A 21,596-nucleotide genomic window follows, 5' to 3' on the forward strand; every position below is an offset into this window, starting at 1 on the left:
GGATGAAGCCGAAAGTTTACATTGCTAAACCTGTTTCAGAAAAAGTAGAAAACTATATCGCTGCGCATTGTGATTACAAGATGTGGCGGGGAGAAGAGAATATCCCTAAAGACGTCTTACTGGAGGAAATCCAGGATGTAGAAGGGTTAATCATCCCTAAAGCGAAAGTCGATAAAGATTTTATCAAAAACGCGCCTCACTTAAAAATAGTAAGTCATATAGCGGTCGGCTACGAAACCCTGGATACAGACCTTATGGCAGAACACGAAATCATCGGGACTCATACCCCTTACGTCCTTGATGATACAGTAGCTGATTTAATCTTAGGGCTGATGCTATCGAGCGCAAGAAGAATCAGCCAGCTTGACCGCTACGTAAAAGAAGGAAAATGGAATAAACTAGACGATCCCTTTTTCTTATCAAAAGACGTCCACCATGCCACACTGGGCATTATCGGCATGGGCAGAATAGGCGAAGAGGTGGCAAAGCGGGCAAGTCTCGGCTTTGACATGAACGTTCTCTATTATAACCGCAGCCCCCGTCCCGAAGCCGAAGAAAAATATGGAGCAGAAAAGAAAACAATGGAACAAGTTCTTAAGCAATCCGATTTCGTGCTGACGATGGTGCCTTTAACAGACGAAACCCATCACCTAATCGGGGAAAAGGAATTTAAGATGATGAAGAAAGATGCGATCTTCATTAACCCGTCCAGAGGAAACGTAGTCGACGAGCCCGCGCTTATTCAAGCCTTAGAAGCCAACGAAATTGGCGGCGCTGCCTTAGACGTATTTGAAACAGAACCCGTGGACCCGGGCAACCCATTATTAACGATGGATAACGTGGTCACAACGCCTCATATTGGCTCAGCTACGGCAGATGCCCGTGAAGCGATGGCGATGAAAGCCGCGGAAAATCTGGTCGCTGGTGTGACTGGTGGGAAACCTGAGAATGTAGTGAAGGAATTGAGTCATTTAGTTTGATGATATGAAACGGTTGGATGATCTCTGTGAGATGCAGGGGTCATCTTTTTTTGTTTTTTAATAAAAATATATGCCTAAATGTAATATATATATTGCAAAAAGACGTTAATATTATATAATGGAATAAGAAGGAAAGTTGATTTCCCTTCAATATGGAAAGGAGGCTACGTATGAATTTTTCTTTTACGAAAAAGAAGCCCCAGGATGAACGCGTTACCACTTTACAAAACAAAATCTACCGAGAGCTCTACCACGTTATCATCCTCATTTGCGCAGGATCTCTCGTCTATAAATCCATTCAAAGGGAAGCTTATATAGACAACACCTGGCTTGAAATGCTGATCTTAATTGGAGGCGTCATTTACTATCTTGCCCGGGCTTCGCACTTAGGCATTTTTACAGACGAAGTGGAAATGCACGATCGATCAAGTAAAATCAAGCTGAATACGAAGTACCTTATTACCAGTCTAATGATCGGCGGAGGACTCTCGTTATTTTTTGCAGTCAATAACTCACTAAGGTATGGGGAAACCACACAAGAAACCATTTTCTACTTCTTTCTTATCCTGATCACCAGCCTTATCATTAACGTTCCTATCTTATTAGGCCTGTTCGTGGTACCATCACTCATAGCCAAGCATAATAGCGATCGCATGAATGAACGAGAACTAATAGACGAAGACGACGAAGATGAGCGGTGATTCTATGAAAAATAAAAAGCTGAAAATGGCCCGGGCGGAACACGACCTTTCCCAGCAGGAGCTGGCTAAAAAGGTAGGAGTTTCAAGGCAGACGATTGGGTTGATTGAACTTGGCAAATATAATCCAACGCTGCAGTTGTGTTTGTCGATTTGCTGGGCGCTGGATAAAACGTTGGATGATTTGTTCTGGAAGGTGAAACAGGAAGAGGAGTAAAAGCTGGAAAAAATATTTTAAAGCATCCCAGCTGGGGTGCTTTTTGTATGTAACGCGAACTTTTTCATTTATACCCCTAAAATGTTCATAAATTGATAGGCAATGGACAAAGTGCTTTACTCAGGGGAACAGACAAATATAGGGAAATATTTACAATGACTAATGGAGGGAATGTTGAAATGGTATGAATACATAATTCAGGGAGGAGATTCTATGAATATCGGTAGGATTTTGGCCACGGTTAGGGGCTACTGTGCTGGAGAAAACGAACAATTTGGATAAACACCATATTAGCGTAGTCAAAATGCGAAGACTCCTGTGGGAATAGCACGAGGCGAAGATCCCGCAGGAAAGCGCTCTTTGCTTTCTGAGGAAGCTGAGGCCGTGCCCACGGAAAGCGAAGCATTTTGACGGAGCGATCGTTTGAATTCTCTTTAACATAAATAATCCGAACTGATTTCTACAAAATCATTCGGATTATTATATGTTTTATTCAGTTTTGTCTCGTGCTCTTTTAGTGATTTTAAATCATTTAATTCATAACTAAGACCTAAAGAATATCAGTAAGATATAGTGAAATATCAGGGAAGATCACAATAAGAATTAGCACGACAACAAATATAGCAAAGAAAGGGATAACCCCTCTAATAACCTTTTCAACTTTTTCCTCAGTTATCCCACTTACAACAAATAAGTTCAAACCAACAGGCGGGGTAATCATTCCCAACTCCATATTTACTACCATAATGATCGCAAAATGAATCACGTCGATATCCAGTGCAGCAATTATCGGTAAAAATATAGGGAGCGTGATAAGAATAATCGCGGTTGGTTCCAGGAACATACCAAGGATAAAAAACAATATACTCACGATAAGTAAGAAAGTCCATTTATTGAATCCACTATCACTAACCCATGAAGCGAATTGCTGTGGCACCTGTTCTGTAGTTAAAAACATTCCAAATACTAGCGCAGCGGCAATGATTAAAAAAATCATAGCTGTTGTATTTACAGATTCTATTAAAATAGATTGGAATTTTTTAAAGGAGAGTTCCCTGTAAACTACTACTGAAATGATAAGGGCATATAAGACTGAAATAAAGGATGCTTCTGTCGGAGTTACTATTCCTGTATAGATTGATCCCAGAATTAGAATCGGCATAATCAGTCCCCAGGTAGCCTTGAGTGTAGGCATCCATCTTTCTCTTAGGGGAACTTTCGTCAGCCCGCCGTATCCTTTTCTGTAAGCAACAAATACAGCATAAATGATCAAGGCTAAGCCTAGTAATACTCCTGGAAAAATACCTGCAGAAAATAGCCTCCCCGTCGATTGCTCTGATACTGAACCATAGAGGATGAGAGGGATGGAGGGAGGAAGCAAGATACCTAATGTTCCTGCAGCAGCTACTAGTCCCATCGAATATTTTTTATCATATCCCGCTTTGACCATCATAGGGATCATGATGGCACCGATCGCAGCCGCTGTAGCCGGACTTGATCCGGAAATCGCAGCAAATATCATACAAGTTATGACTGTCACCACGGATAAACCACCTCTTGTATGACCGATCCATGCCTGAATACAACTGATTAAATACTTGGAAATTCCTCCATTCGCCATGATTAAACCTGCAAAAACAAACCCGGGGATAGCCATTAAGGTCGTACTGTTTACTCCTGTAAACATTTTCTGAATCACGGTATCAATTGAAAAATCAACCAACCACAGTCCGATAATACTAGATAAAGCAAGGCTGATCGCAATTGGTACGCGAAGAAACGCGAAGAAAAACAATAGCAGTAATACGATACCAGTCTCCATTTACATCCTCCTCCAAATATTTTAATTCTTCCAAAGAAAATTGATTTTTTATTCTACTTTTCTTACAGGTGTTGATTCATCAGGTTGTTCCTTTGTGTAGATTTCTTTTTTTATGAAGTATTTGTAAGCTTTTTCACAGAAACGAATGAATAACAATGTCCCAGCAATAGGCATAATTAAATAATTTACCCAGATTGGGAAACCGACGTCCACCGTTTTAATTCCTTGAGCGTATGCTGTTAATACCATATCGACGCCCGTCTGTATGATGAAAATACTAAAGGCTATGCCAAGCACTAAAGTGAATATTTCACAGATTTTTCTGAACAGAGGGCCGGCACGATCGTACAAGAGATCAATAGCAATGTGCTTGTTATCTCTTAACGCCGTCGAAAAGCCGATAAAAATCGCCCAAACAAGCAGCATGGTATAAATTTCTGTAGCCCAGCTCTGAGAATCTCCAACTATGTATCTCATGAATACGGAGTAAAGGCTGATAGAAATACCTACAAGAAAAAACAATCCTGAGAAAGCGTTTTCAATAAATGACAAAACTTTCATTTCGATATCCTCCTTGAAAGATTGAATTTTGGATACAATTTTCTGAAACCCATCATAATACATATAAAACAGCAAAACAACCCCAATATTCACAATAAACAAAAAATTTTGAGTATTCTTTACATTTTGACAGGTGATGTGTTACTTTATGTATTGTATCCAAAATCCATTGATGCAAAGGATGCACCATTGTATTTTCAAATGGGGGCGTAAGTTTTCCGGAAAAATGTAAGCCTTTTCACGAGAAGGGGGATAGAAGAAAATTATTGATTTAGATTAAATCATTAGGGAGGAATTTTACTTATGAAGAAAATAATTGTCTTTGGTTTGTTCTTAGTAGTCTCTATTAGTTTAATGGCTTGTGGTCAAGGAGCCTCTGGAACGGATGAAGATGGTGTAGAGGAAATGACGATTAAGTTTTCCCACGTTGTTTCTGAGAACACTCCCAAACATCAGGGTGCTCTGGCAATGAAGGAATACATTGAGGATGAATCTGATGGAAAAATTGAGCTTGAAATCTACCCGAACAGTTCTTTATTCGGGGATCAAGATGAATATCAAAATTTAGCTTCTAACAATGTTCAATTTATAGCGCCCGATTTAACTAAATTTGTAGGAAACAATCCACAGTTTAATATACCTGCCTTACCATTCTTGTTTCCGGATGACGAAGCAGCCATCAATTTCTGGGATGGGGAAAAAGGAGAAGAAGTACTTAGTAGTTTGACGGACGATGGAGTTCTTGGGTTATCAATGTGGCCGAATGGCGGAAAACAAATTACAAATGATGCTAGAGAGATTACTTCTCCTGATGACTTTGAAGGCTTGAAGTTCAGAACACAGGGTGGACAAGTATTAGAGTCATTATATTCAACAATGGGAGCAGGCTCTGAATCGATTCCATTTGGTGAGTTGTATACGGCGCTTGATCAGGGCGTAGTAGAAGGCCAGGAGAACACCTTTAGTAACATAGAATCTAAGAAGTTTGATGAAGTACAAAGCTATATGACAGTTATGAATCATACCCGTGTTGACTATGCAATCTTTACCAACACTGAGTTTTGGGATGGTATGAATGATGAAACGAAAGAGATTGTTGAAGGCGGTGTAGAAAAAGGTACGGAAGTGGCAAGAGCAGAAGCCCAAAGCTTAAATGAAGAAGCCTATGAAACGATTAAAGAGCGTGGGCAAGTGGAAATAAAAGAACTTTCTGAAGAAGAAATTCAAGAGTTCCGGGACACGCTGGAGCCCGTATATGAAGAATATGAAGACGACATTGGTACTGATGTCATTGAAGCAGCTCGAGAAGCAGGCGAATAAATACTTCTAGTTTTCTAGATGAAGAGTTAACTACTGCCAGTTGACTCTTCATCTTCACTGGAGGGTGGAGTTGAACGAATCATGATAACAAAAAAATTAATAGCTAATTGTTTATCCACGTCATTTTATCAAATACCTGAGGATGTTAAAATTCACGGAAAAATGAGCTTGTTAAATTGGCTGGGTGCAGCTATTGGCACTGCTGAACATCCTTCGATTGACATGCTTATCGAATTATCAAATGACCTTTCATCCAGCGGTCAAGCGACTATTTTTGGGAGAAAAGAAAAAAGTGATATCTCAACCGCAGCGCTGGTCATGGGAACGGCTTCCCACATCTTTGATTATGACGATACTCATTTAGACACTATCCATCACCCGAGCGGCCCGGTTGCTCCAGTAGTTGTTGCACTGGGAGAACACTTAGAGGCCAGCGGGGAGGATGTTTTAAAAGCCTTTATTCTTGGCTGCGAAGCTGAATTAAGAATTAGTAACGCTGTGTATCCTTCGCATTATCAATTGGGCTGGCACATCACAAGTTCGACAGGGGTGTTTGGAGCTGCCATCGCAGCAGGGCTATTACTTGGTCTTGAAGAAGACGAACTAAATAATGCCATGGGAATTGCCGGTACGCAGGCCTTCGGGTTACGAGCCTCATTCGGCACGATGTCTAAACCGCTTCATCCAGGTAAAGCAGCTCAAACTGGACTCTTATCTGCTTTGTTAGCACAAAAGGGATTTACCGGATCACAAGAAATACTCGAAGCTAAAAGAGGATTTGCCAATGTCCTTGCTCCTGAGCATGATTTAGAAAAGGTGAATATTAAATGGGGAGAAGAGTGGGAACTATTAAAGAACACTTTTAAGCCTTATGCATGTGGTATTGTGCTCCACCCGTCTATTGATGCTTGCATCTATTTTAGAGAAAGAGTTCCTTTTGAAGAGTTAAAATCTATTGAACTTAATGTAAACCCTTATGTTCTAGAGCTTACGGGAAACAGAAATCCAAATACAGGGCTGGAAGGAAAGTTTAGTATTTATTTTGCGGCAGCAGCCGCCTTTATCTATGGCGAAGCAGGGTTCAAACAATTCACCGATGATAAAGTAAATCAACAAAACATTCAGCAGATGCAACGAAAAATACAGGTGAAGGTTGATGAGACAATTAAAGAAGAGCAAGTCGTCGCTAAAGCTGAACGCTTAAATGGTGAAGTGATGGAGTGTAAAGTCGACCATGCAACGGGAAGCCTGTTAAATCCAATGAAAGAAACGGATTTAATCAATAAATTCAATGAGTTAGCTAGTGAAGTGATGGAGACCAGTCAAATTCAATCTATTGTTTCTAAACTGTTAGGTTTGGAAAATCTCCAGTCTATTAACGAACTGACCAACCTTAATAATGTTACAGATGCTAAAAGATTTCAATAATAAAGGAGCTTGTTTATGAATAAAGAGTTATTTGAAAAAGGGTTAGAAACAAGAAAAAGTGTACTAGGATCTGACTATGTGGAAGCGTCAATAAATAATGCTACTGATTTTAATATGCCTATGCAGGAGCTTGTTACAGAATACTGCTGGGGAGAGGTTTGGGGAAGAGAAGGGCTTTCTAAACAGACGAGAAGTATGTTGAATCTGGCGATGATCACTGCACTAAACCGCCCTCATGAATTAAAGCTCCATGTGAGAGGCGCGATTAATAATGGATTGACCAAAGAGGATATCCAGGAAGTATTTTTACAAGCGGCGATTTATTGTGGAGTACCTGCAGCCATAGATAGTTTTAGGACGGCTCAGCAAGTATTTGATGAAATGGAACAGGAGTGAATACGATCCCATTCATAATCCAAACAGTATGAATCAGTACTCCACTGATTGCATACTGTTTTGGTTATTCTTAACACAGTCATTTATTTAGAATAGTAGGCCTGATAGGTAAATGACAAGAGTGACAGTGAGCACACTGAAAATGGTTGAAAACAATACAGCCTGAGAGGCGAAAGAAGGTTCGTTTTCGTATTCCTGGGCTATAATGGCGCTATTAACAGAACTTGGTGCAGCTGATGCTATAAACATAGCCTGGGCCGTCGTGGTATTGACATCCAGAAAGAAAATAATAATATAGGCTGCCAGTGGAGCCACCATGAGTCTTACGCTAATACTTAAAAAGACGTTCCACATGTTTTTAGAAAAATTCAATTGAACCACTTGAGCACCTAAGGTTAATAAAGCTATCCCTATTAAAGCGTCAGCAACATAAGAACCCGGCGTGTAAATGAAATCAGGCAGTGGAACATCAAATACGTTCAATCCAATTCCAAGCACCATAGCATATGTAATAGGCATCTTAAAGTAAGGAATCAGTGATTTGAAGAAGCCTTGACTGCCTGCTTGGAGCGTAATAATTCCATAGGAATAAACTAATAGATTTTGAAAAGTTAAAATCAGGACCTGTATCGCCATGGCAAAAGGATCTTGTTTAAAGGCAAGGTCGTTTACAGGAACCCCATAGTTTCCAGAGTTAAAAAACATGGTACTATGCGAAAATGCCAGCTGCATTCCACGATGAAAACGAAAAATTTTACTGATCATTTTGGATACAAAATACAAAACTGCACTTAAAGCCAGAAAGAAAATAAGAACATCAGCAAACATATTCCAAGCTAAATCGGTTTCATAAAGTCTTGTAAAGATGAGACCTGGAATTAAATAATAAATGTTGATTTTAGCCAGCGTACTCAAATCAAACTGAAATTGTCGATGTAGAAAGGCTCCAACGCTTATTAAAATGAGAATAGGTAATAAAACATTTAAAAATATATTTAAAATTTCCATATATTTCTCCTTTCCTACAAAAAATAAAGAATAATCAGAATATAACACAATTATTGGATTTTGGATAAACGTTTTGATTGTACTCTATATACGGGAGGTTTTAACATGAAACTGCCGGAAAGTGTTTGTATTAATGAAGTCGTGTTAAGGGATGGACTGCAGCTGGAGAACCAAGTAGTCAGTGTAGAAAGTAAAAAGAAATTATTTGATCACTTGCGGGAGGCTAATGTGAAAAGCTTTGAGTTCGGCTCTTTTGTTCATCCTAAATTAGTTCCTCAAATGGCTAATAGCGGCGCGTTGTATACCGCGATTAGTGGTCAAAATAAACATATCGATTTAATCGGACTCGTACCCAATTTAAAAGGAACTGAAGCTGCCAATCGTGTGGGCGTAAAGAAAGTGAATTATGTTTTCTCAGCCAGTGATACTCATAATCAGCAAAATGTTCGTAAGCGAACGGAAGAATCGTTGGAGGAATTGAAATCACTTCAGCATTATTGTGAAAGGAATGATATGGACGTCGATGTAACATTAGCTACTTCCTTCGGTTGTCCTTTTGAAGGAGTTATACCAGCAGAGCGGATTGAATCTATCGTGGATGTTATATCTGAGTTAGATATAGCTAATATTACCTTAGCTGATACAACAGGGATGGCTAATCCAAAGCAAGTCTATGAATTACTGGCTCGTTTAGTAGATCATTATCCAAACCAAACGTTTAACTTGCATTTTCATAATACGCGAGGCATGGGTCTCTCCAATATAATGGCCGGCCTGCAGGCAGGTGTTCGAAGGTTCGACACAGCATTAGGTGGGTTAGGGGGCTGCCCATTTGCACCAGGAGCCACAGGTAATGTGTGCACCGAAGATGTGGTACACATGTTCCACGAGATGGGGATAGAGACGAATATCGACCTTGACCAATTGATCTTTGCTTCCGAGCTTTTAAGTGAAATCCTTAACCACGACACCCCAAGCTACATACGAAAAGCTGGCAAGTCGATTCGAAAATACCCTGTGCCCAATCAAATGTGATGGAGGTTATCATGATGAAACCCTATGAAACAATCAATGTGATAGAAGAACATAAGAGTGACAGTATCGTTGTAATTGAACTGAATCGTCCGGAAGCGATGAATTCCTTAAATACTAAGATGAGTGAAGAGCTGATTGACTGCTTAAGAACTTTAAAAAATAGAAATGATACTCGCGTTCTAATCTTGACGGGTTCGGGTGAAAAAAGTTTTTGTGCAGGAGCTGACTTAAAAGAACGTAAAGGAATGAGCAACCAACAGTGGAAGGAGCAGCATGATTGTTTTGAAGAGGCCTATGACCAATTAAGAAATTTTCCATTTCCGACCATAGCAATGGTAAATGGGTTTGCATTAGGCGGGGGAATGGAAATGGTACTGAGCTGCGATCTTCGCTATATTTCTGAAGATGCGAAAATGGGATTGCCGGAAGTGACTCTGGGGATCATTCCTGGAGTAGGAGGCACTCAGTTGCTTCCGAGAACGATTTCCGTAAACAAAGCTAAAGAATTTTTATTTAGAGGGAATCACATATCTTCTCAGCAGGCATTAGAGACAGGGATTGCCAATGATGTATTTAATAAAGAGGATTTATATGCCCACACCTTAGAAGTCGCTAAAGAAATTGCCCGTAATGCTCCATTATCTCTGAAAGCGCTTAAAAAGTCTGTTAACTTGGGGACAGAAACAGACTTAACAACGGCATTATCGATAGAACTTGATCAATATTATACTTGCGCAAATTCTAAAGACAGACAGGAAGGCATCAAAGCGTTTAACGAAAAACGCAACCCACTCTGGCAAGGAGAATAGTTTTTAAGATCAATCACTTTTTCAAGGAGGATGGTTATGGACTTAAGTAAGGAGATTGCCAACTACTGCGTCAACTTGAATTATGAAGATATTCCTGAAGAGGTTCGACAATATACAAAGCTTTGTATACTGGATTATTTTAGTTCAGCTATTGCAGGGTCCGATAAAGAACCCATTCGAATCATCAATGAAATGATGCAGGAAATGGGAGGAGAAAATCAATCTACACTTTTTACGGGTGGTCAATCCAGTGTAATAAATGCAGCACTAATAAATGGAGCTTCCAGTCATATCGTAGAATTGGATGATATTCATAAAGCTTCTATTATACATGCTGCTACCGTTGTTATACCAGCCGCTTTAGCCGTAAGTGAGTGGAGAGAAATGTCTGGGAAAGACCTCATTACTTCGGTCGTTATTGGATATGAAGTTTGCTATAGGATTGGGGAAGCGGTGTCTCCATCTCACTATTACTATTGGCATAACACGGCAACATGCGGAACATTTGGAGCTGCTATAGCGACTGCGAAACTCATCGGCTTAAATGAGAAGCAAATAGTGGCTGCTTTAGGGAATGCAGGAACCCAGGCTGCTGGCTTATGGGAATTTATTGAAGACGGAGCTATGACAAAACAACTGCACCCTGGTAAAGCTGCTATGAACGGAACGATGGCTTCTCTGCTTGCGCAAAAAGGTTTTACTGGCGCGCAAAAGATTCTTGAGGGAAATAGAGGGTTTTTTAAGTCAATGAGTACTGATCCTAAGGCACATAAAATAACCGAGAACCTGGGGGATGAATTCAAGATCTTGGAGAACTCATTCAAAGTTCATGCTTCCTGCCGCCATACCCATCATGCGATTGATATTCTTATGGAGATGGCTGATTCAAATCCTATCCCTATTGAAAAAATTGAAGCTGTGGATGTGCGTACGTATCAAACAGCTATTGATATTACAGATGATCCGTCCCCGGACACCATTTACGCATCTAAATTCAGCCTGCAGTACTGCACCGCTTTAGCTCTATCAAAAAAACAGGCCGGGATTCATGATTTTAATGAAACAAGTTTGTGGGATGAGGAAATACGTGAGCTTATGAAAACAGTGACGCTTCACTCTGATCCATTAATTACGGGTGAGTATCCAGAAAAATGGGGAGCTGAGGTAACAATCACCTTTACAGATGGGCGTTCTATTCAAAGCGGAACAGATTTTCCGAAGGGAGATCCTGAAAACCCGGTCTCCACCGAAGAATTAATTGAGAAGTTTCATTCTTTGTCTTATCAATTACCTTTAGAAACTAGAGAACATCTAACGGACAAAATTATGAATGTAGAACTAGAAGAGAATATAGCAGACGTGATGCAACTATTGAAGCAGCCCGTTTAAGAATATTTTAATGAGGGAGGAAGACTATTGGCTATTCACGTTCAACTGCCCATTGAGGAAAAGGAGCTCGCTTCATTAAAGGCTGGCGATCGAGTGTTATTATCCGGAGTTGTTTATACAGCTCGTGATGCAGCTCATAAACGAATGGTAGAAGAAGAAAAGAAGGGAATCCCATTACCAGTCGATTTGAACAATCAAGTCATTTATTATGTTGGCCCTACTCCTACAAAACCTGGAGAAGTGATCGGTTCAGCAGGACCTACAACAAGTGGTCGAATGGATGCCTTTACACCACTGTTACTGGAAAAAGGCTTAAAAGGAATGATTGGAAAAGGTTATCGCAGTGAAGAAGTTAAAGAATCAATAATAAAGAACAAAGCCATATACTTCGGAGCAGTTGGAGGGGCAGCTGCATTAATCGCACGTTCTATTAAATCCTCTGAGGTCATAGCGTATGAAGATTTAGGAACAGAAGCTATTCGAAAGCTGGAAATCGAGGAGTTTCCGGCAGTTGTAATTAATGATGGTTACGGGGGCGATTTATATGCTGATGGGGTGGCTCAATATAAGAAGGATTAATTCAAAAGCTTTCATCTCTGACACAGGGATGAAAAATACATTCAGAGAGGAAGTAAACTATGAGAGTCGGTATCATTGGGTTAGGAAACATGGGAGGGAGAATCGCTAAAAGGTTATTAACAGAAGGTTTTGAAGTGGGCTTATTTGATGTAAATGAAACAACTGTAAGACAACTCGTGGATATGGGGGGAAAGTCTTTTTCTACTCCCGGCGAATTAGCCGAAGAATTCCAATATATCATTACGATTCTCCCGAATGTTTCTATTGTTAAGGAAACCTTATTAGGTGAAAAAGGCTTACTTAATCGTCTAACGGAAAAAAGTCTTCTCATCGAAATGACTTCCTCTGAACCTTCTGTAACAAAAGAGTTGAATGATATAATGACAACTAATCACCTGAGAATGATAGATGCGCCGGTGAGTGGAGGGATTCAAAAAGCAGAAAACGGTTCTCTGGCGATTATGGTGGGTGGAAAGACACAAGACGTTCAGGAGGTCTATCCGTTATTACAAAGTATAGGAGAAAATATTACCCACGTAGGAGAAGTTGGCAGCGGCCATACGATGAAGGCATTAAATAATTTGATATCTGCAACTACACTTGCAGCAACAGGAGAAGCCATAGCCCTTGGGGTTAAATTAGGACTGGATCCTAACCGGATGTTGGATGTCGTTAATTCGAGCACCGGAAGAAGCTTTTCTAGTGAATACAAATTACCAAACCAAGTATTAACACGTGATTTTGAAGTAGGGTTCACTTTAGATTTGATGGTGAAAGATTTGAAGATTGCATTAGGTATGGCTGAGGAAGAGAAGGTACCGATGATGATCACGGGGGCCAGCTATCAGCTATGGAAACAAGCGTGGTCTAAAGGCAGAGGACCCAGGGACCATACTGAAATTATTCAGCATATAGAAGAAATGATAGACATTGAAATCAAAGGATAGTTTTAAGGAGATGAAAGCCTTGGCAGATTACAAAATAGAGAACTTTGACCGGACGACTCTACAATTTAAAGTGACGACCAAATTGCGGGAATTGATTTTAAAAGGTGAGTTTAAAATGGGGGAACGCCTTATGCAGGAAGAGTGGGCTGAAAAACTCGGGGTAAGCCGAATGCCCATTCGAGATGCATTAAGACAACTAGAACTGGAAGGTCTCGTAAGAATAGAACCGAGAAAAGGCGCCATTGTCACCCCTATTTCTGAAGAAGATATTAAGGAAATCTATCAACTCCGTGCACTTTTAGAAGGGGAAGCGATCGTTAAGTCCGTTCCTTATTTAGAACAGCATGACTTGGAAAAACTGGATTCCCTGTACAATCAAATGATTGAATTAAATGCGGATAGTAAAGACGTTAAAGAGTACTTAAGCCTGAATGCGGAGTTTCATAAAGTTTTACGAAGCGGCTGTCCCTGGAGGAGAACACAAGGTTTCATTGATACGTTATGGAAAGGAATACCTTCTTATACGCCGAGTGTACTGCCTAATCACCTGGAGGAAGCTCATAAGGAGCACCGTTTAATGGTCGAATATGCTATTGCGAGAGATGCGGACAAGCTTAAAGAAGTGACTGTAAATCATATCCTTAGAACCAGGGATGAATTGATTAAGATGGTTACGAGTAATGAGGAAGTAAATAACTAATCAGTTAGGAGAGGATGAGATGAAGAAGTTCGAGATAGCCGTCATACCTGGAGATGGGATTGGGAAAGAAGTAGTACCTGAAGCAATTCGTGTGTTAAATAAACTTAGTGAAATCCATGGAGGTTTTAAGCTGTCCTACCAGGAGTTTCCTTGGGGATCAGACTATTACATGCAGCATGGAAGAATGATGCCGGAGGATGGGATGGCACAGCTTGAACAAAGTGATGTCATATTTTTAGGAGCAGTAGGAGATCCTTCTCTTGTACCAGATCATATCTCTTTAAATGGATTACTGCTGAAAATTCGCAGGGAATTCGAACAAGTCGTAAACATTAGACCAGCTAAACAATTGGAAGGGATAGCATCGCCGCTCTCTCATCCGAACGATTTTGATTTCATAGTTGTTAGAGAAAACAGCGAAGGAGAATACAGCAGTTCGGGTGGGAGAGTGCACTCAGGCGAGGATGAGGTAGTCGTACAAAATGCAGTCTTTACTAAAAAGGCTGTTTCGCGTGTGATGAATTATGCCTATCAGTTAGCTGAAACGAGAGACTCCAGGCTGACAAGTGCGACAAAATCAAATGGAATTGTCCATTCCATGCCATTTTGGGATGAGGTATTAAAAGAATTATCTAGTGATTATCCTGCAGTAAAAGTTGAAAATTTTCATATTGACGCACTTTCTGCCTTCATGGTTACGAAGCCGCATAGTTTTGACGTGATTGTAGCCAGTAACTTATTTGGAGACATATTAACAGATTTAGGATCGGCTATTATGGGAAGCATTGGGATTGCGCCTTCTGGTAATCTTAATCTCAACCAAAAGTATCCTTCTATGTTTGAACCCGTCCATGGATCTGCCCCGGATATAGTCGGACAAAATCTAGCAAACCCGATTGGTCAAATCTGGACGGCTAAGATGATGCTGGATCACCTTGGAGAAAGTGAAGCGGGAGCCGAACTTCTAAAAGCTATGGAGCATGTGTTGAAAGATGGAGTGAAAACCCCTGATATTGGCGGAACCAGTTCAACGGAAGAAGTGACGAATGCGATCATTGATCGATTTTCTACTGTTTTACAATAGGTATCTATGAGATTAATACATGAAATAGATGCAATTTTTGCTTTGTTCGTTCCTCAGATCTCCCTTTATAATTAAAAGTACAAATATATTTTTTTGAATTTTTAAAAATATAAAAGCTAGGAGAGTGCTAAAATGGAAAAATTACAAGAACAGGGGTTTCAGTCGCTGTCTGAAAATGAAAGAGAGGCACTCAGGCAAGATGTCCGAGAGTTATGCAGTAAGTTTCCAAATACATACTGGCAGAAGTTAGATAAGGAGCGGCAGTATCCCTATGAATTTGTAGAAGAATTAACGAAATCCGGCTATCTATCCATCCTGATTCCAAAAGAATACGGTGGGAAAGGATATGGGATGACAGAAGCCACCATCGTACTTGAAGAAATTAACCGATCTGGAGGCCATGCTGCCGGCTGTCATGCGCAAATGTATACGATGGGAGCATTACTGAAGCATGGAAGTGAAGAACAGAAAAGAACTTATTTACCTGGCATTGCGGATGGTTCGATTAAATTTCAGGCTTTTTCAGTAACAGAAGCTAACGCTGGATCCAACACGACAGCTATTGAGACGTTTGCTGAGAAAACATCAGATGGATATGTGATCAATGGACACAAAAACTGGACGAGCAGGGTATTACAATCTGATCTTGTCATGCTGCTGGCTCGAACGAAAGAAGTTAACCCCGATAAACGTACCGAAGGACTGAGCCTGTTTTTAATTGATCTCCGGGAAATTAGAGAGAATCAGCCTGAATCCTTTGTTGTGGAACCGGTCCGAACCATGTTTAATTATGCAACAAATAAAGTATGGTATAACGATATGAAAGTACCTCTCAACAGCTTAATTGGTGAAGAAGGTAAAGGGTTCCGCTACGTTTTGGATGGAATGAATGCAGAAAGAATCCTCCTATCTGCTGAAGCTATTGGGGACGGCTATTTCTTTATTGACAGAGCCACTGATTATGCTAAAAAACGGAAAGTGTTTGAAAAACAAATTGGAGAAAACCAAGGCATCCAATTTCCATTGTCACGCGCTTATATGGCTGTTAAAGCGGCTGATACCGTGAGATATGAAGCTGCAAGAAAGTTTGATAATAACGAGAAATGCGGAGAGCAAGCGAACATGGCAAAGTTCTTATCAAGTGAAGCCAGCTGGCAGGCTGCAAATACTTGCCTCGATACACATGGCGGCAACGGCTTCGTCGATGAATATGATGTCGAACGGAAATTTAGAGAAACAAGAATGTATCAAGTAGCTCCTGTCAGCAACAACATGATTATGGCTTACATTGGCCAGCATGTGTTAGGGCTTCCAAGATCTTATTGAACGCTTTACTTCCTAATGAAAGGTGAAATCGAAAGTGAAATTCTTGAATGACTGAGCGGCATTTGAGATATAATCTTTCTTTTTATGAATAAGGTAGATTGTTCTTTCTAAATCAAATGACGGAATCGAAGAAACGTGGATGTTCTGAAGGTTCCTTACAGTTGATTCAGGCACAAAGGCAATTCCCATGTTGGCAGAAACTAACCCAATCACACTATTAATTTCCAATCCTTCATAAATCACATTGGGATAGATGTCATATTGAAATAAGTTAGAATCAATCACATTCCGTAACTCCGTATTTTTATTGTAATGGATGAAAGATTCCTCCATGATTTCTTCAAGAGGAACAGCTTCCATTTCAGCGAAACGATGGCTCTTCGATGTAATCAATATAATTTTTTCTTTGAAGATAGGATAATACATTAAATCGGCTAAAGGTTTATAATGAGTAGCAAATCCTAAATCTATTTCATCGGTAAGTAAGTTTTTTATAATAAGTTCTGCATTGTCTTCGTGCAGGGAGAGTGTATGATTCGTATTAGTTTTCTGAAAAGCATTTAATAAGGAAGGGATGTAATTCAAGCCAAGACTATGAACATAAGATATAGTCACATTCCTGTTCGTGGCGTTCGTAAGGTTGAGGAGTTGTTCTTTTGAAACTTCTACCTTATTAACGATTTCCTTCGCATCCTTAAGAAAAGCTTTTCCTTGATTGTTCAAAAATATTTGTCGGTTTTTTCGATCAAATAAAGACACTCCCAGTTCTTTTTCTAATGATGTAATGGATCGGCTCAAGGCAGACTGCGATAGTGCCAGCGTTTCAGAAGCTTTCGTCATATGTTCTTGTTCGGCTGTAACGATGAAATAATATAATTGGGAAATATCCATAGGGAAGCTCCTTTATTTTGTTATAAAGTGAAGGAAAATAATAAGTAGAAGGAGGTCTCTGACTCCTATGTTTAACCGCCGTTCCTACCTTTTCGTACCTGCATCCAGTGGGAAAATGGTTGAAAAAGCTATACGATCTGAAGCAGATAGTATAATTATAGACTTAGAGGATACCGTGGCACTTACCGAGAAAAAGAGAGCGAGAGAAGTTATCAAAAGCTCTGTTGATAATTTAGAGTACAATAAACAAATTTTCATCCGAATTAATAGCCTGAATACCTCTTTCTGGGAAGAGGATGTGGCCTGCGCTATTCGGATAAAAGCAGATGGGATTATGCTCCCTAAAGCAGAGTGCGCGCAGGACATCGAAAGATTATGTGAAAAAATACAGCAAGGAATTGAAAGCGATACCAATTCTGGAGTTAGAATCATACCTTTAATCGAAACGGCCAAAGGGATTCAGCAGGCTTATGAAATTGCCAGTGCAAGTAAATACATTGACCGATTGGCTTTTGGATCTATCGACTATTCTTTGGATATTGACTGCCAACTATCACCGGAAGGTCTGGAATTATTATTCGCCCGCTCTCAGATCGTTAATGCGTCAAGAGCTGCCGGGATACACTCTCCCATTGATGCCGTATATCCTGACCTGAGTAATAACGATGGTTTAATAAAAGAAGCATCATTTGCACGGCAGCTGGGTTTTAAAGGGAAATTGATTATCCATCCAAAACAAATCGAGAGCGTTCATAAATTATTTTCTCCCTCTGAAGCAGAAATGAATTATTGCCAGGAGGTTGTAGACAAATTTGAAGAAGCGGAAAAACAAGGTATAGCATCTATAAGATATAAAAATAAGCTGATCGATTACCCCGTGTATTTAAAAGCCAAGCAAGTGCTGGATAAACTAGGATAATATAAAAAGAATAAAAGAAAAACAGTTTTTTGTCTATGTGACTAGCAACCGTTTATTTAAGCTAAGTTGAATCCCTTAAAAATGGTGTTCAATATTTATTTTCATTTCTTGTGTATCCAGTATCCGAGGTTGAAGAGCCCTAACCTATTGAAAGAAGGTGGAAGAAGTGAAAACCATCCCCTATGAAAAAATTGTTGAGGAAGTATCCGGGATGTGTCAGGAAGCGAATTATGATTTAGGAGAAGATGTGGTTAATGCTTTTAAGACTGCGGTAAAAGAAGAAGAATCTGAAACAGGCAAGGATGTATTAAATCAGTTAATTACGAACGCTAATATAGCGACTAGTGAACGTGTTCCCATGTGCCAGGATACAGGTGTATCAGTTTTCTTTGTCGAGCTAGGGCAGGATTGTCACATCACGGGCGGGAATTTAAATGATGCTATTAATGAAGGTGTGATGAAAGGCTACGAGGAAGGCTATCTCCGTCACTCCATTGTAGATCACCCGATTACTAGAAATAAAAGTTCAGAATACAATTCTCCTTCAGTCATTCATATAGATGTGGTACCGGGAGATACGTTATCCATTCATATGACAGCAAAAGGAGGCGGGGCTGAAAACATGAGCACCTTAAAGATGCTGAAACCTTCAGACGGCTTGAAGGGTGTCAAAGAATATATTATTGACACGGTTAAGGTAGCCGGCCCCAATGCTTGTCCCCCTTTAGTAGTAGGAATTGGTATTGGCGGCAATTTTGAAAAATGTGCACTATTAGCAAAGAAATCTTTGTTCCGCCCCGTAGGAGAAAGAAGTGATCGCGAAGATATTGCGCAGCTGGAAGAAGAATTGATGGAGGAAATCAATCGTTTAGGGATAGGCCCTCAAGGGTTAGGAGGAAGTACGACTGCACTAGACGTAAAAATTGAAATCGCTCCTTGTCATATAGCAGCCTTACCAGTAGCTGTAAACTTGAATTGTCATGCCAGCCGCCACAAAAAAGCAGTTATCTAGATATTAATTATATAGGAGGACTTACATGTTACCGTTAGAAGGGATTACTGTAGTATCGTTAGAGCAGGCAGTAGCGGCCCCATTCGCAACCAGGCAATTAGCCGATTTAGGGGCACGTGTCATTAAAGTCGAGAGGGACGAAGGCGACTTTGCCAGAGGATACGATCAGACGGTTAAAGGAATGTCGAGCCACTTTGTGTGGTTAAATCGTTCGAAGGAATCTATTACATTAAATTTAAAATCAGATAATGGAAAAGAAGCTTTAGATAAAATTTTATCGCAAGCCGATGTGTTTCTCCACAACTTAGCACCCGGTGCCGTCGATCGACTCGGTTTTGCAGCTGAAGATTTAAGAGAGAGATACCCGCAGCTCATTATATGTGGAATATCCGGTTACGGCACAAATGGATCTTACACCCAAAAGAAGGCGTATGACCTGCTGATTCAGTGCGAAGCAGGGCTCGTTTCTATCACAGGGACTGAAGAAGAACCTTCGAAGAGTGGAATTTCTGTAGCTGACATTGCTGCAGGGATGTATGCTTATACCGGAGTGTTGACAGCGATTATTGCAAGATATAAAACGAACCAAGGTACCGTTATGGAAGTTTCCATGTTGGAAGCATTATGCGAATGGATGGGGTACCCTATGTATTTCTCGGAATACGGGGGACGAGATCCGAAAAGAACAGGAGCAAGGCATGCAGCCATATATCCATATGGCCCCTTCCAAGCAAAAGATAAAAAGATGGTCTTTCTTGCTATACAAAATGAAAGAGAATGGAAACAATTCACCGAAAAAATTTTGGGACAGCCCCATTTAGCAGAAGACGGACGGTTTAATAACAATTCCAAGCGAGTTGAAAATAGTGAAGAATTAAAGGAAATCATTGAAAAAGCACTTGATAAACTAAATTCAGAGCAAGTGATCGATATTTTAGAAGAAGCCAAAATTGCTAACGCCCACTTGAATACGGTTAAAGATGTCATCAATCACCCTCAGTTAAAGGACAGAAACCGTTGGGGAGAAGTAGATTCTCCTGTTGGGAAATTAAAAGCACTAATTCCGCCAGTCACCTTTGAGGATTTTGATACAGTAATGAATCCTATTCCTGAAATTGGGGAGCACACTGAAGAGATTTTGAAGGAATTCAAAGTTGAAAATAAACAGTGGACCACGTGATATTGAGAGTGTTCCTTAAAGGAAAGAATCTTACGCACATCGATATTTTATTGGTGTGCGATTTTTTTGTCCGGTATAAGCATCTGTGCCCGGCTGGGGGGACGTTTTATACTCAGCGTATATGTAATATAAATAGGCACACGCTGATTACAGCATGTGCCACCTTCTTAATTTCCTTCAATTGTTACATTTTCCTTATCCGTATCAGGATCATCTAATCTAAAACCAATAAACGAATCATCCACTCGTGTTACTAAACTCCCGCTTCCTGTTTTAATCCCCGAGAAAGTTGTATCGAAAATCTTCTCGTTAAAGCTGGTTGTATTAATAGAAAGTTCTTGGTTTTTCTCTTCCCATGTATATGGATGAGGTACAAAGTTTTGCGGATGGTTTAACCCTAAATCGTTATTTTCTATAAAATTTCCATACTGGTTAAGTTTCTCAACGTAACTTTCTTTACGCTCTGTAAAAATTTTTTGATCTTCCATGCTCAATAGAATGGTATCAAGATCATAATATAAGAACTCAATATAATCACTAAAACTTATGGAATCAGAATTATTCACTAATTTAGAAGTTGCATTAGGTACGATAAGCTCCATCTTTTCAGTAGTTTGGCCTAAATCATCTATCTTTATATCAAGAGAATATTTACTTGGAGATGGATCAGTTCGCTCGCCTTCAATGCCGTAGTAGATATTTTCCTTCATCGGTTTTTGGTCATTATAATAGGGTTCTGTGATTTCTTCGTGTTCTCTATCAAAGTAATCCTCAAGAAAAATATGAAACCCCTCTTGCGATTCATTAAACGATTCTATATCAAAAAGTTTTCTATCTTTAATCTCTTTTTCGTAATCGTCATATAGATTATTCACTGTTTTACGTGCGAATTTGATGAGTTCCTCATCAGACATATCTAAAATATCTTCTAGTACTACTCCGCTTGTTCCTATATCACCATTATCTAAGGGATAAATGGTTAATTGACTGTTATTAAAAACATAAATGTTATTAATCTTTGAATCCCGAACAGGATTTTCATCTGTTTCAATCCAAACAGGGTATTTTCCAAGTCCCTCACTTAAAGGCATAAAATCTTCGGCTGTATGGTTTCGTGGATTATCGTAATTTGCTTCCTCCCCGCTTGATTGTTCAGCCTTTCCTTTATCTCCACAAGCTGCTAATACGAATACCATAATAATTGCCGCCAACATGACGAACCACTTTTTCTTTAAAACCATCTCTCCATCTCCCTGTTTATTATTGTAATTTCAGGAAAATCATACCAATGATAG

The 21,596-nt window shown here is 39.8% G+C and carries 22 protein-coding genes; 17 read left to right on the top strand and 5 right to left on the bottom strand.

Annotation, left to right across the window (positions count from 1 at the left end; translation table 11 throughout):
• Positions 1-2 precede the first annotated feature (2 nt).
• From ACGTNH_RS04180 to ACGTNH_RS04190, 3 genes are all read left to right on the top strand, one after another.
• Entirely contained in the window at positions 3-980 is a 978-nt protein-coding gene (locus ACGTNH_RS04180) for a 2-hydroxyacid dehydrogenase (RefSeq protein WP_394585189.1), read from the top strand.
• A 170-nt stretch (positions 981-1,150) separates the two neighbouring features.
• A complete protein-coding gene (locus ACGTNH_RS04185; RefSeq protein ID WP_394585190.1) occupies positions 1,151-1,681 on the top strand; it encodes a DUF6773 family protein in 531 nt (176 codons plus the stop codon).
• Between the two features lie 4 nt (positions 1,682-1,685).
• Positions 1,686-1,895, top strand: a complete 210-nt coding sequence (locus tag ACGTNH_RS04190) for a helix-turn-helix transcriptional regulator (protein WP_394585191.1) — start codon at positions 1,686-1,688, stop codon at positions 1,893-1,895.
• 550 nt (positions 1,896-2,445) lie between these two features.
• Here the strand turns inward: ACGTNH_RS04190 and ACGTNH_RS04195 are convergent.
• Positions 2,446-3,717 carry a TRAP transporter large permease gene (locus tag ACGTNH_RS04195; RefSeq protein WP_394585192.1) on the bottom strand — a complete coding sequence of 424 codons (1,272 nt, stop codon included), beginning with the start codon at positions 3,715-3,717 and terminating at the stop codon, positions 2,446-2,448.
• Positions 3,718-3,765: 48 nt separating this feature from the next.
• On the bottom strand, positions 3,766-4,278 hold the full coding sequence (locus tag ACGTNH_RS04200) for a TRAP transporter small permease (protein WP_394585194.1): 513 nt from the start codon (positions 4,276-4,278) through the stop codon (positions 3,766-3,768).
• A 303-nt stretch (positions 4,279-4,581) separates the two neighbouring features.
• Between ACGTNH_RS04200 and ACGTNH_RS04205 the strand changes: the two genes are divergently transcribed.
• From ACGTNH_RS04205 to pcaC, 3 genes are all read left to right on the top strand, one after another.
• Positions 4,582-5,598: a DctP family TRAP transporter solute-binding subunit gene (locus ACGTNH_RS04205; RefSeq protein WP_394585195.1), complete on the top strand. Its 1,017-nt coding sequence runs from the start codon at positions 4,582-4,584 to the stop codon at positions 5,596-5,598.
• Positions 5,599-5,679: 81 nt separating this feature from the next.
• Positions 5,680-7,026 (top strand): MmgE/PrpD family protein, encoded by a 1,347-nt coding sequence (locus tag ACGTNH_RS04210; RefSeq protein ID WP_394585197.1) that lies wholly within the window; start codon positions 5,680-5,682, stop codon positions 7,024-7,026.
• A 15-nt stretch (positions 7,027-7,041) separates the two neighbouring features.
• Entirely contained in the window at positions 7,042-7,422 is a 381-nt protein-coding gene (gene pcaC, locus ACGTNH_RS04215; protein ID WP_394585198.1) for a 4-carboxymuconolactone decarboxylase, read from the top strand.
• 87 nt (positions 7,423-7,509) lie between these two features.
• Here the strand turns inward: pcaC and ACGTNH_RS04220 are convergent, their stop codons facing one another.
• Positions 7,510-8,430, bottom strand: a complete 921-nt coding sequence (locus ACGTNH_RS04220) for an AEC family transporter (protein ID WP_394585199.1) — start codon at positions 8,428-8,430, stop codon at positions 7,510-7,512.
• Positions 8,431-8,535: 105 nt separating this feature from the next.
• Here ACGTNH_RS04220 and ACGTNH_RS04225 point away from each other — a divergent pair, with 105 nt between their 5' ends.
• The 8 genes from ACGTNH_RS04225 to ACGTNH_RS04260 all read left to right on the top strand — a co-directional run bounded on the left by ACGTNH_RS04225 (position 8,536) and on the right by ACGTNH_RS04260 (position 16,299).
• A complete protein-coding gene (locus tag ACGTNH_RS04225; RefSeq protein WP_394585201.1) occupies positions 8,536-9,465 on the top strand; it encodes a hydroxymethylglutaryl-CoA lyase in 930 nt (309 codons plus the stop codon).
• An 11-nt stretch (positions 9,466-9,476) separates the two neighbouring features.
• On the top strand, positions 9,477-10,274 hold the full coding sequence (locus ACGTNH_RS04230; RefSeq protein ID WP_394585203.1) for an enoyl-CoA hydratase/isomerase family protein: 798 nt from the start codon (positions 9,477-9,479) through the stop codon (positions 10,272-10,274).
• A gap of 36 nt (positions 10,275-10,310) precedes the next feature.
• Entirely contained in the window at positions 10,311-11,663 is a 1,353-nt protein-coding gene (locus ACGTNH_RS04235; RefSeq protein WP_394585204.1) for an MmgE/PrpD family protein, read from the top strand.
• A 27-nt stretch (positions 11,664-11,690) separates the two neighbouring features.
• Complete coding sequence (locus ACGTNH_RS04240) at positions 11,691-12,242, top strand: Fe-S-containing hydro-lyase (RefSeq protein WP_394585205.1); 552 nt, start codon at positions 11,691-11,693, stop codon at positions 12,240-12,242.
• Positions 12,243-12,301: 59 nt separating this feature from the next.
• Complete coding sequence (locus ACGTNH_RS04245) at positions 12,302-13,189, top strand: NAD(P)-dependent oxidoreductase (RefSeq protein ID WP_394585206.1); 888 nt, start codon at positions 12,302-12,304, stop codon at positions 13,187-13,189.
• A gap of 19 nt (positions 13,190-13,208) precedes the next feature.
• On the top strand, positions 13,209-13,889 hold the full coding sequence (locus tag ACGTNH_RS04250; RefSeq protein WP_394585207.1) for a GntR family transcriptional regulator: 681 nt from the start codon (positions 13,209-13,211) through the stop codon (positions 13,887-13,889).
• Positions 13,890-13,908: 19 nt separating this feature from the next.
• Positions 13,909-14,973, top strand: coding sequence for a tartrate dehydrogenase (locus ACGTNH_RS04255; RefSeq protein WP_394585208.1), 1,065 nt, complete (start codon positions 13,909-13,911; stop codon positions 14,971-14,973).
• Between the two features lie 132 nt (positions 14,974-15,105).
• Entirely contained in the window at positions 15,106-16,299 is a 1,194-nt protein-coding gene (locus ACGTNH_RS04260; protein WP_394585209.1) for an acyl-CoA dehydrogenase family protein, read from the top strand.
• Between the two features lie 12 nt (positions 16,300-16,311).
• Here ACGTNH_RS04260 and ACGTNH_RS04265 read toward each other — a convergent pair whose 3' ends face one another.
• A complete protein-coding gene (locus tag ACGTNH_RS04265) occupies positions 16,312-17,190 on the bottom strand; it encodes a LysR family transcriptional regulator (RefSeq protein WP_394585210.1) in 879 nt (292 codons plus the stop codon).
• Between the two features lie 67 nt (positions 17,191-17,257).
• Between ACGTNH_RS04265 and ACGTNH_RS04270 the strand changes: the two genes are divergently transcribed.
• The 3 genes from ACGTNH_RS04270 (at position 17,258) to ACGTNH_RS04280 (ending at position 20,301) form a co-directional block, all read left to right on the top strand.
• Positions 17,258-18,109, top strand: coding sequence for an HpcH/HpaI aldolase/citrate lyase family protein (locus tag ACGTNH_RS04270; protein ID WP_394585212.1), 852 nt, complete (start codon positions 17,258-17,260; stop codon positions 18,107-18,109).
• Between the two features lie 166 nt (positions 18,110-18,275).
• Positions 18,276-19,121, top strand: a complete 846-nt coding sequence (locus ACGTNH_RS04275) for a fumarate hydratase (RefSeq protein WP_394585213.1) — start codon at positions 18,276-18,278, stop codon at positions 19,119-19,121.
• A 25-nt stretch (positions 19,122-19,146) separates the two neighbouring features.
• Positions 19,147-20,301, top strand: a complete 1,155-nt coding sequence (locus tag ACGTNH_RS04280) for a CaiB/BaiF CoA transferase family protein (protein ID WP_394585214.1) — start codon at positions 19,147-19,149, stop codon at positions 20,299-20,301.
• Between the two features lie 167 nt (positions 20,302-20,468).
• Here ACGTNH_RS04280 and ACGTNH_RS04285 read toward each other — a convergent pair whose 3' ends face one another.
• The gene (locus ACGTNH_RS04285) at positions 20,469-21,542 is read right to left on the bottom strand and encodes an LptM family lipoprotein (RefSeq protein WP_394585216.1); all 1,074 of its coding nucleotides are present in this window, start codon (positions 21,540-21,542) and stop codon (positions 20,469-20,471) included.
• Between the last annotated feature and the right edge of the window lie 54 nt (positions 21,543-21,596).

Source organism: Halobacillus sp. B23F22_1 (assembly GCF_043497005.1).
Classification (GTDB): Bacteria; Bacillota; Bacilli; order Bacillales; family Halobacillaceae; genus Halobacillus_A.

Coding starts and splice junctions, on each gene's coding strand:
- ACGTNH_RS04180 (WP_394585189.1), top strand. CDS start 3: ATGAAGCCGAAAGTTTACATTGCTAAACCTGTTTCAGAAAAAGTAGAA.
- ACGTNH_RS04185 (WP_394585190.1), top strand. CDS start 1,151: ATGAATTTTTCTTTTACGAAAAAGAAGCCCCAGGATGAACGCGTTACC.
- ACGTNH_RS04190 (WP_394585191.1), top strand. CDS start 1,686: ATGAAAAATAAAAAGCTGAAAATGGCCCGGGCGGAACACGACCTTTCC.
- ACGTNH_RS04195 (WP_394585192.1), bottom strand. CDS start 3,717: ATGGAGACTGGTATCGTATTACTGCTATTGTTTTTCTTCGCGTTTCTT.
- ACGTNH_RS04200 (WP_394585194.1), bottom strand. CDS start 4,278: ATGAAAGTTTTGTCATTTATTGAAAACGCTTTCTCAGGATTGTTTTTT.
- ACGTNH_RS04205 (WP_394585195.1), top strand. CDS start 4,582: ATGAAGAAAATAATTGTCTTTGGTTTGTTCTTAGTAGTCTCTATTAGT.
- ACGTNH_RS04210 (WP_394585197.1), top strand. CDS start 5,680: ATGATAACAAAAAAATTAATAGCTAATTGTTTATCCACGTCATTTTAT.
- pcaC (WP_394585198.1), top strand. CDS start 7,042: ATGAATAAAGAGTTATTTGAAAAAGGGTTAGAAACAAGAAAAAGTGTA.
- ACGTNH_RS04220 (WP_394585199.1), bottom strand. CDS start 8,430: ATGGAAATTTTAAATATATTTTTAAATGTTTTATTACCTATTCTCATT.
- ACGTNH_RS04225 (WP_394585201.1), top strand. CDS start 8,536: ATGAAACTGCCGGAAAGTGTTTGTATTAATGAAGTCGTGTTAAGGGAT.
- ACGTNH_RS04230 (WP_394585203.1), top strand. CDS start 9,477: ATGATGAAACCCTATGAAACAATCAATGTGATAGAAGAACATAAGAGT.
- ACGTNH_RS04235 (WP_394585204.1), top strand. CDS start 10,311: ATGGACTTAAGTAAGGAGATTGCCAACTACTGCGTCAACTTGAATTAT.
- ACGTNH_RS04245 (WP_394585206.1), top strand. CDS start 12,302: ATGAGAGTCGGTATCATTGGGTTAGGAAACATGGGAGGGAGAATCGCT.
- ACGTNH_RS04255 (WP_394585208.1), top strand. CDS start 13,909: ATGAAGAAGTTCGAGATAGCCGTCATACCTGGAGATGGGATTGGGAAA.
- ACGTNH_RS04260 (WP_394585209.1), top strand. CDS start 15,106: ATGGAAAAATTACAAGAACAGGGGTTTCAGTCGCTGTCTGAAAATGAA.
- ACGTNH_RS04265 (WP_394585210.1), bottom strand. CDS start 17,190: ATGGATATTTCCCAATTATATTATTTCATCGTTACAGCCGAACAAGAA.
- ACGTNH_RS04270 (WP_394585212.1), top strand. CDS start 17,258: ATGTTTAACCGCCGTTCCTACCTTTTCGTACCTGCATCCAGTGGGAAA.
- ACGTNH_RS04280 (WP_394585214.1), top strand. CDS start 19,147: ATGTTACCGTTAGAAGGGATTACTGTAGTATCGTTAGAGCAGGCAGTA.
- ACGTNH_RS04285 (WP_394585216.1), bottom strand. CDS start 21,542: ATGGTTTTAAAGAAAAAGTGGTTCGTCATGTTGGCGGCAATTATTATG.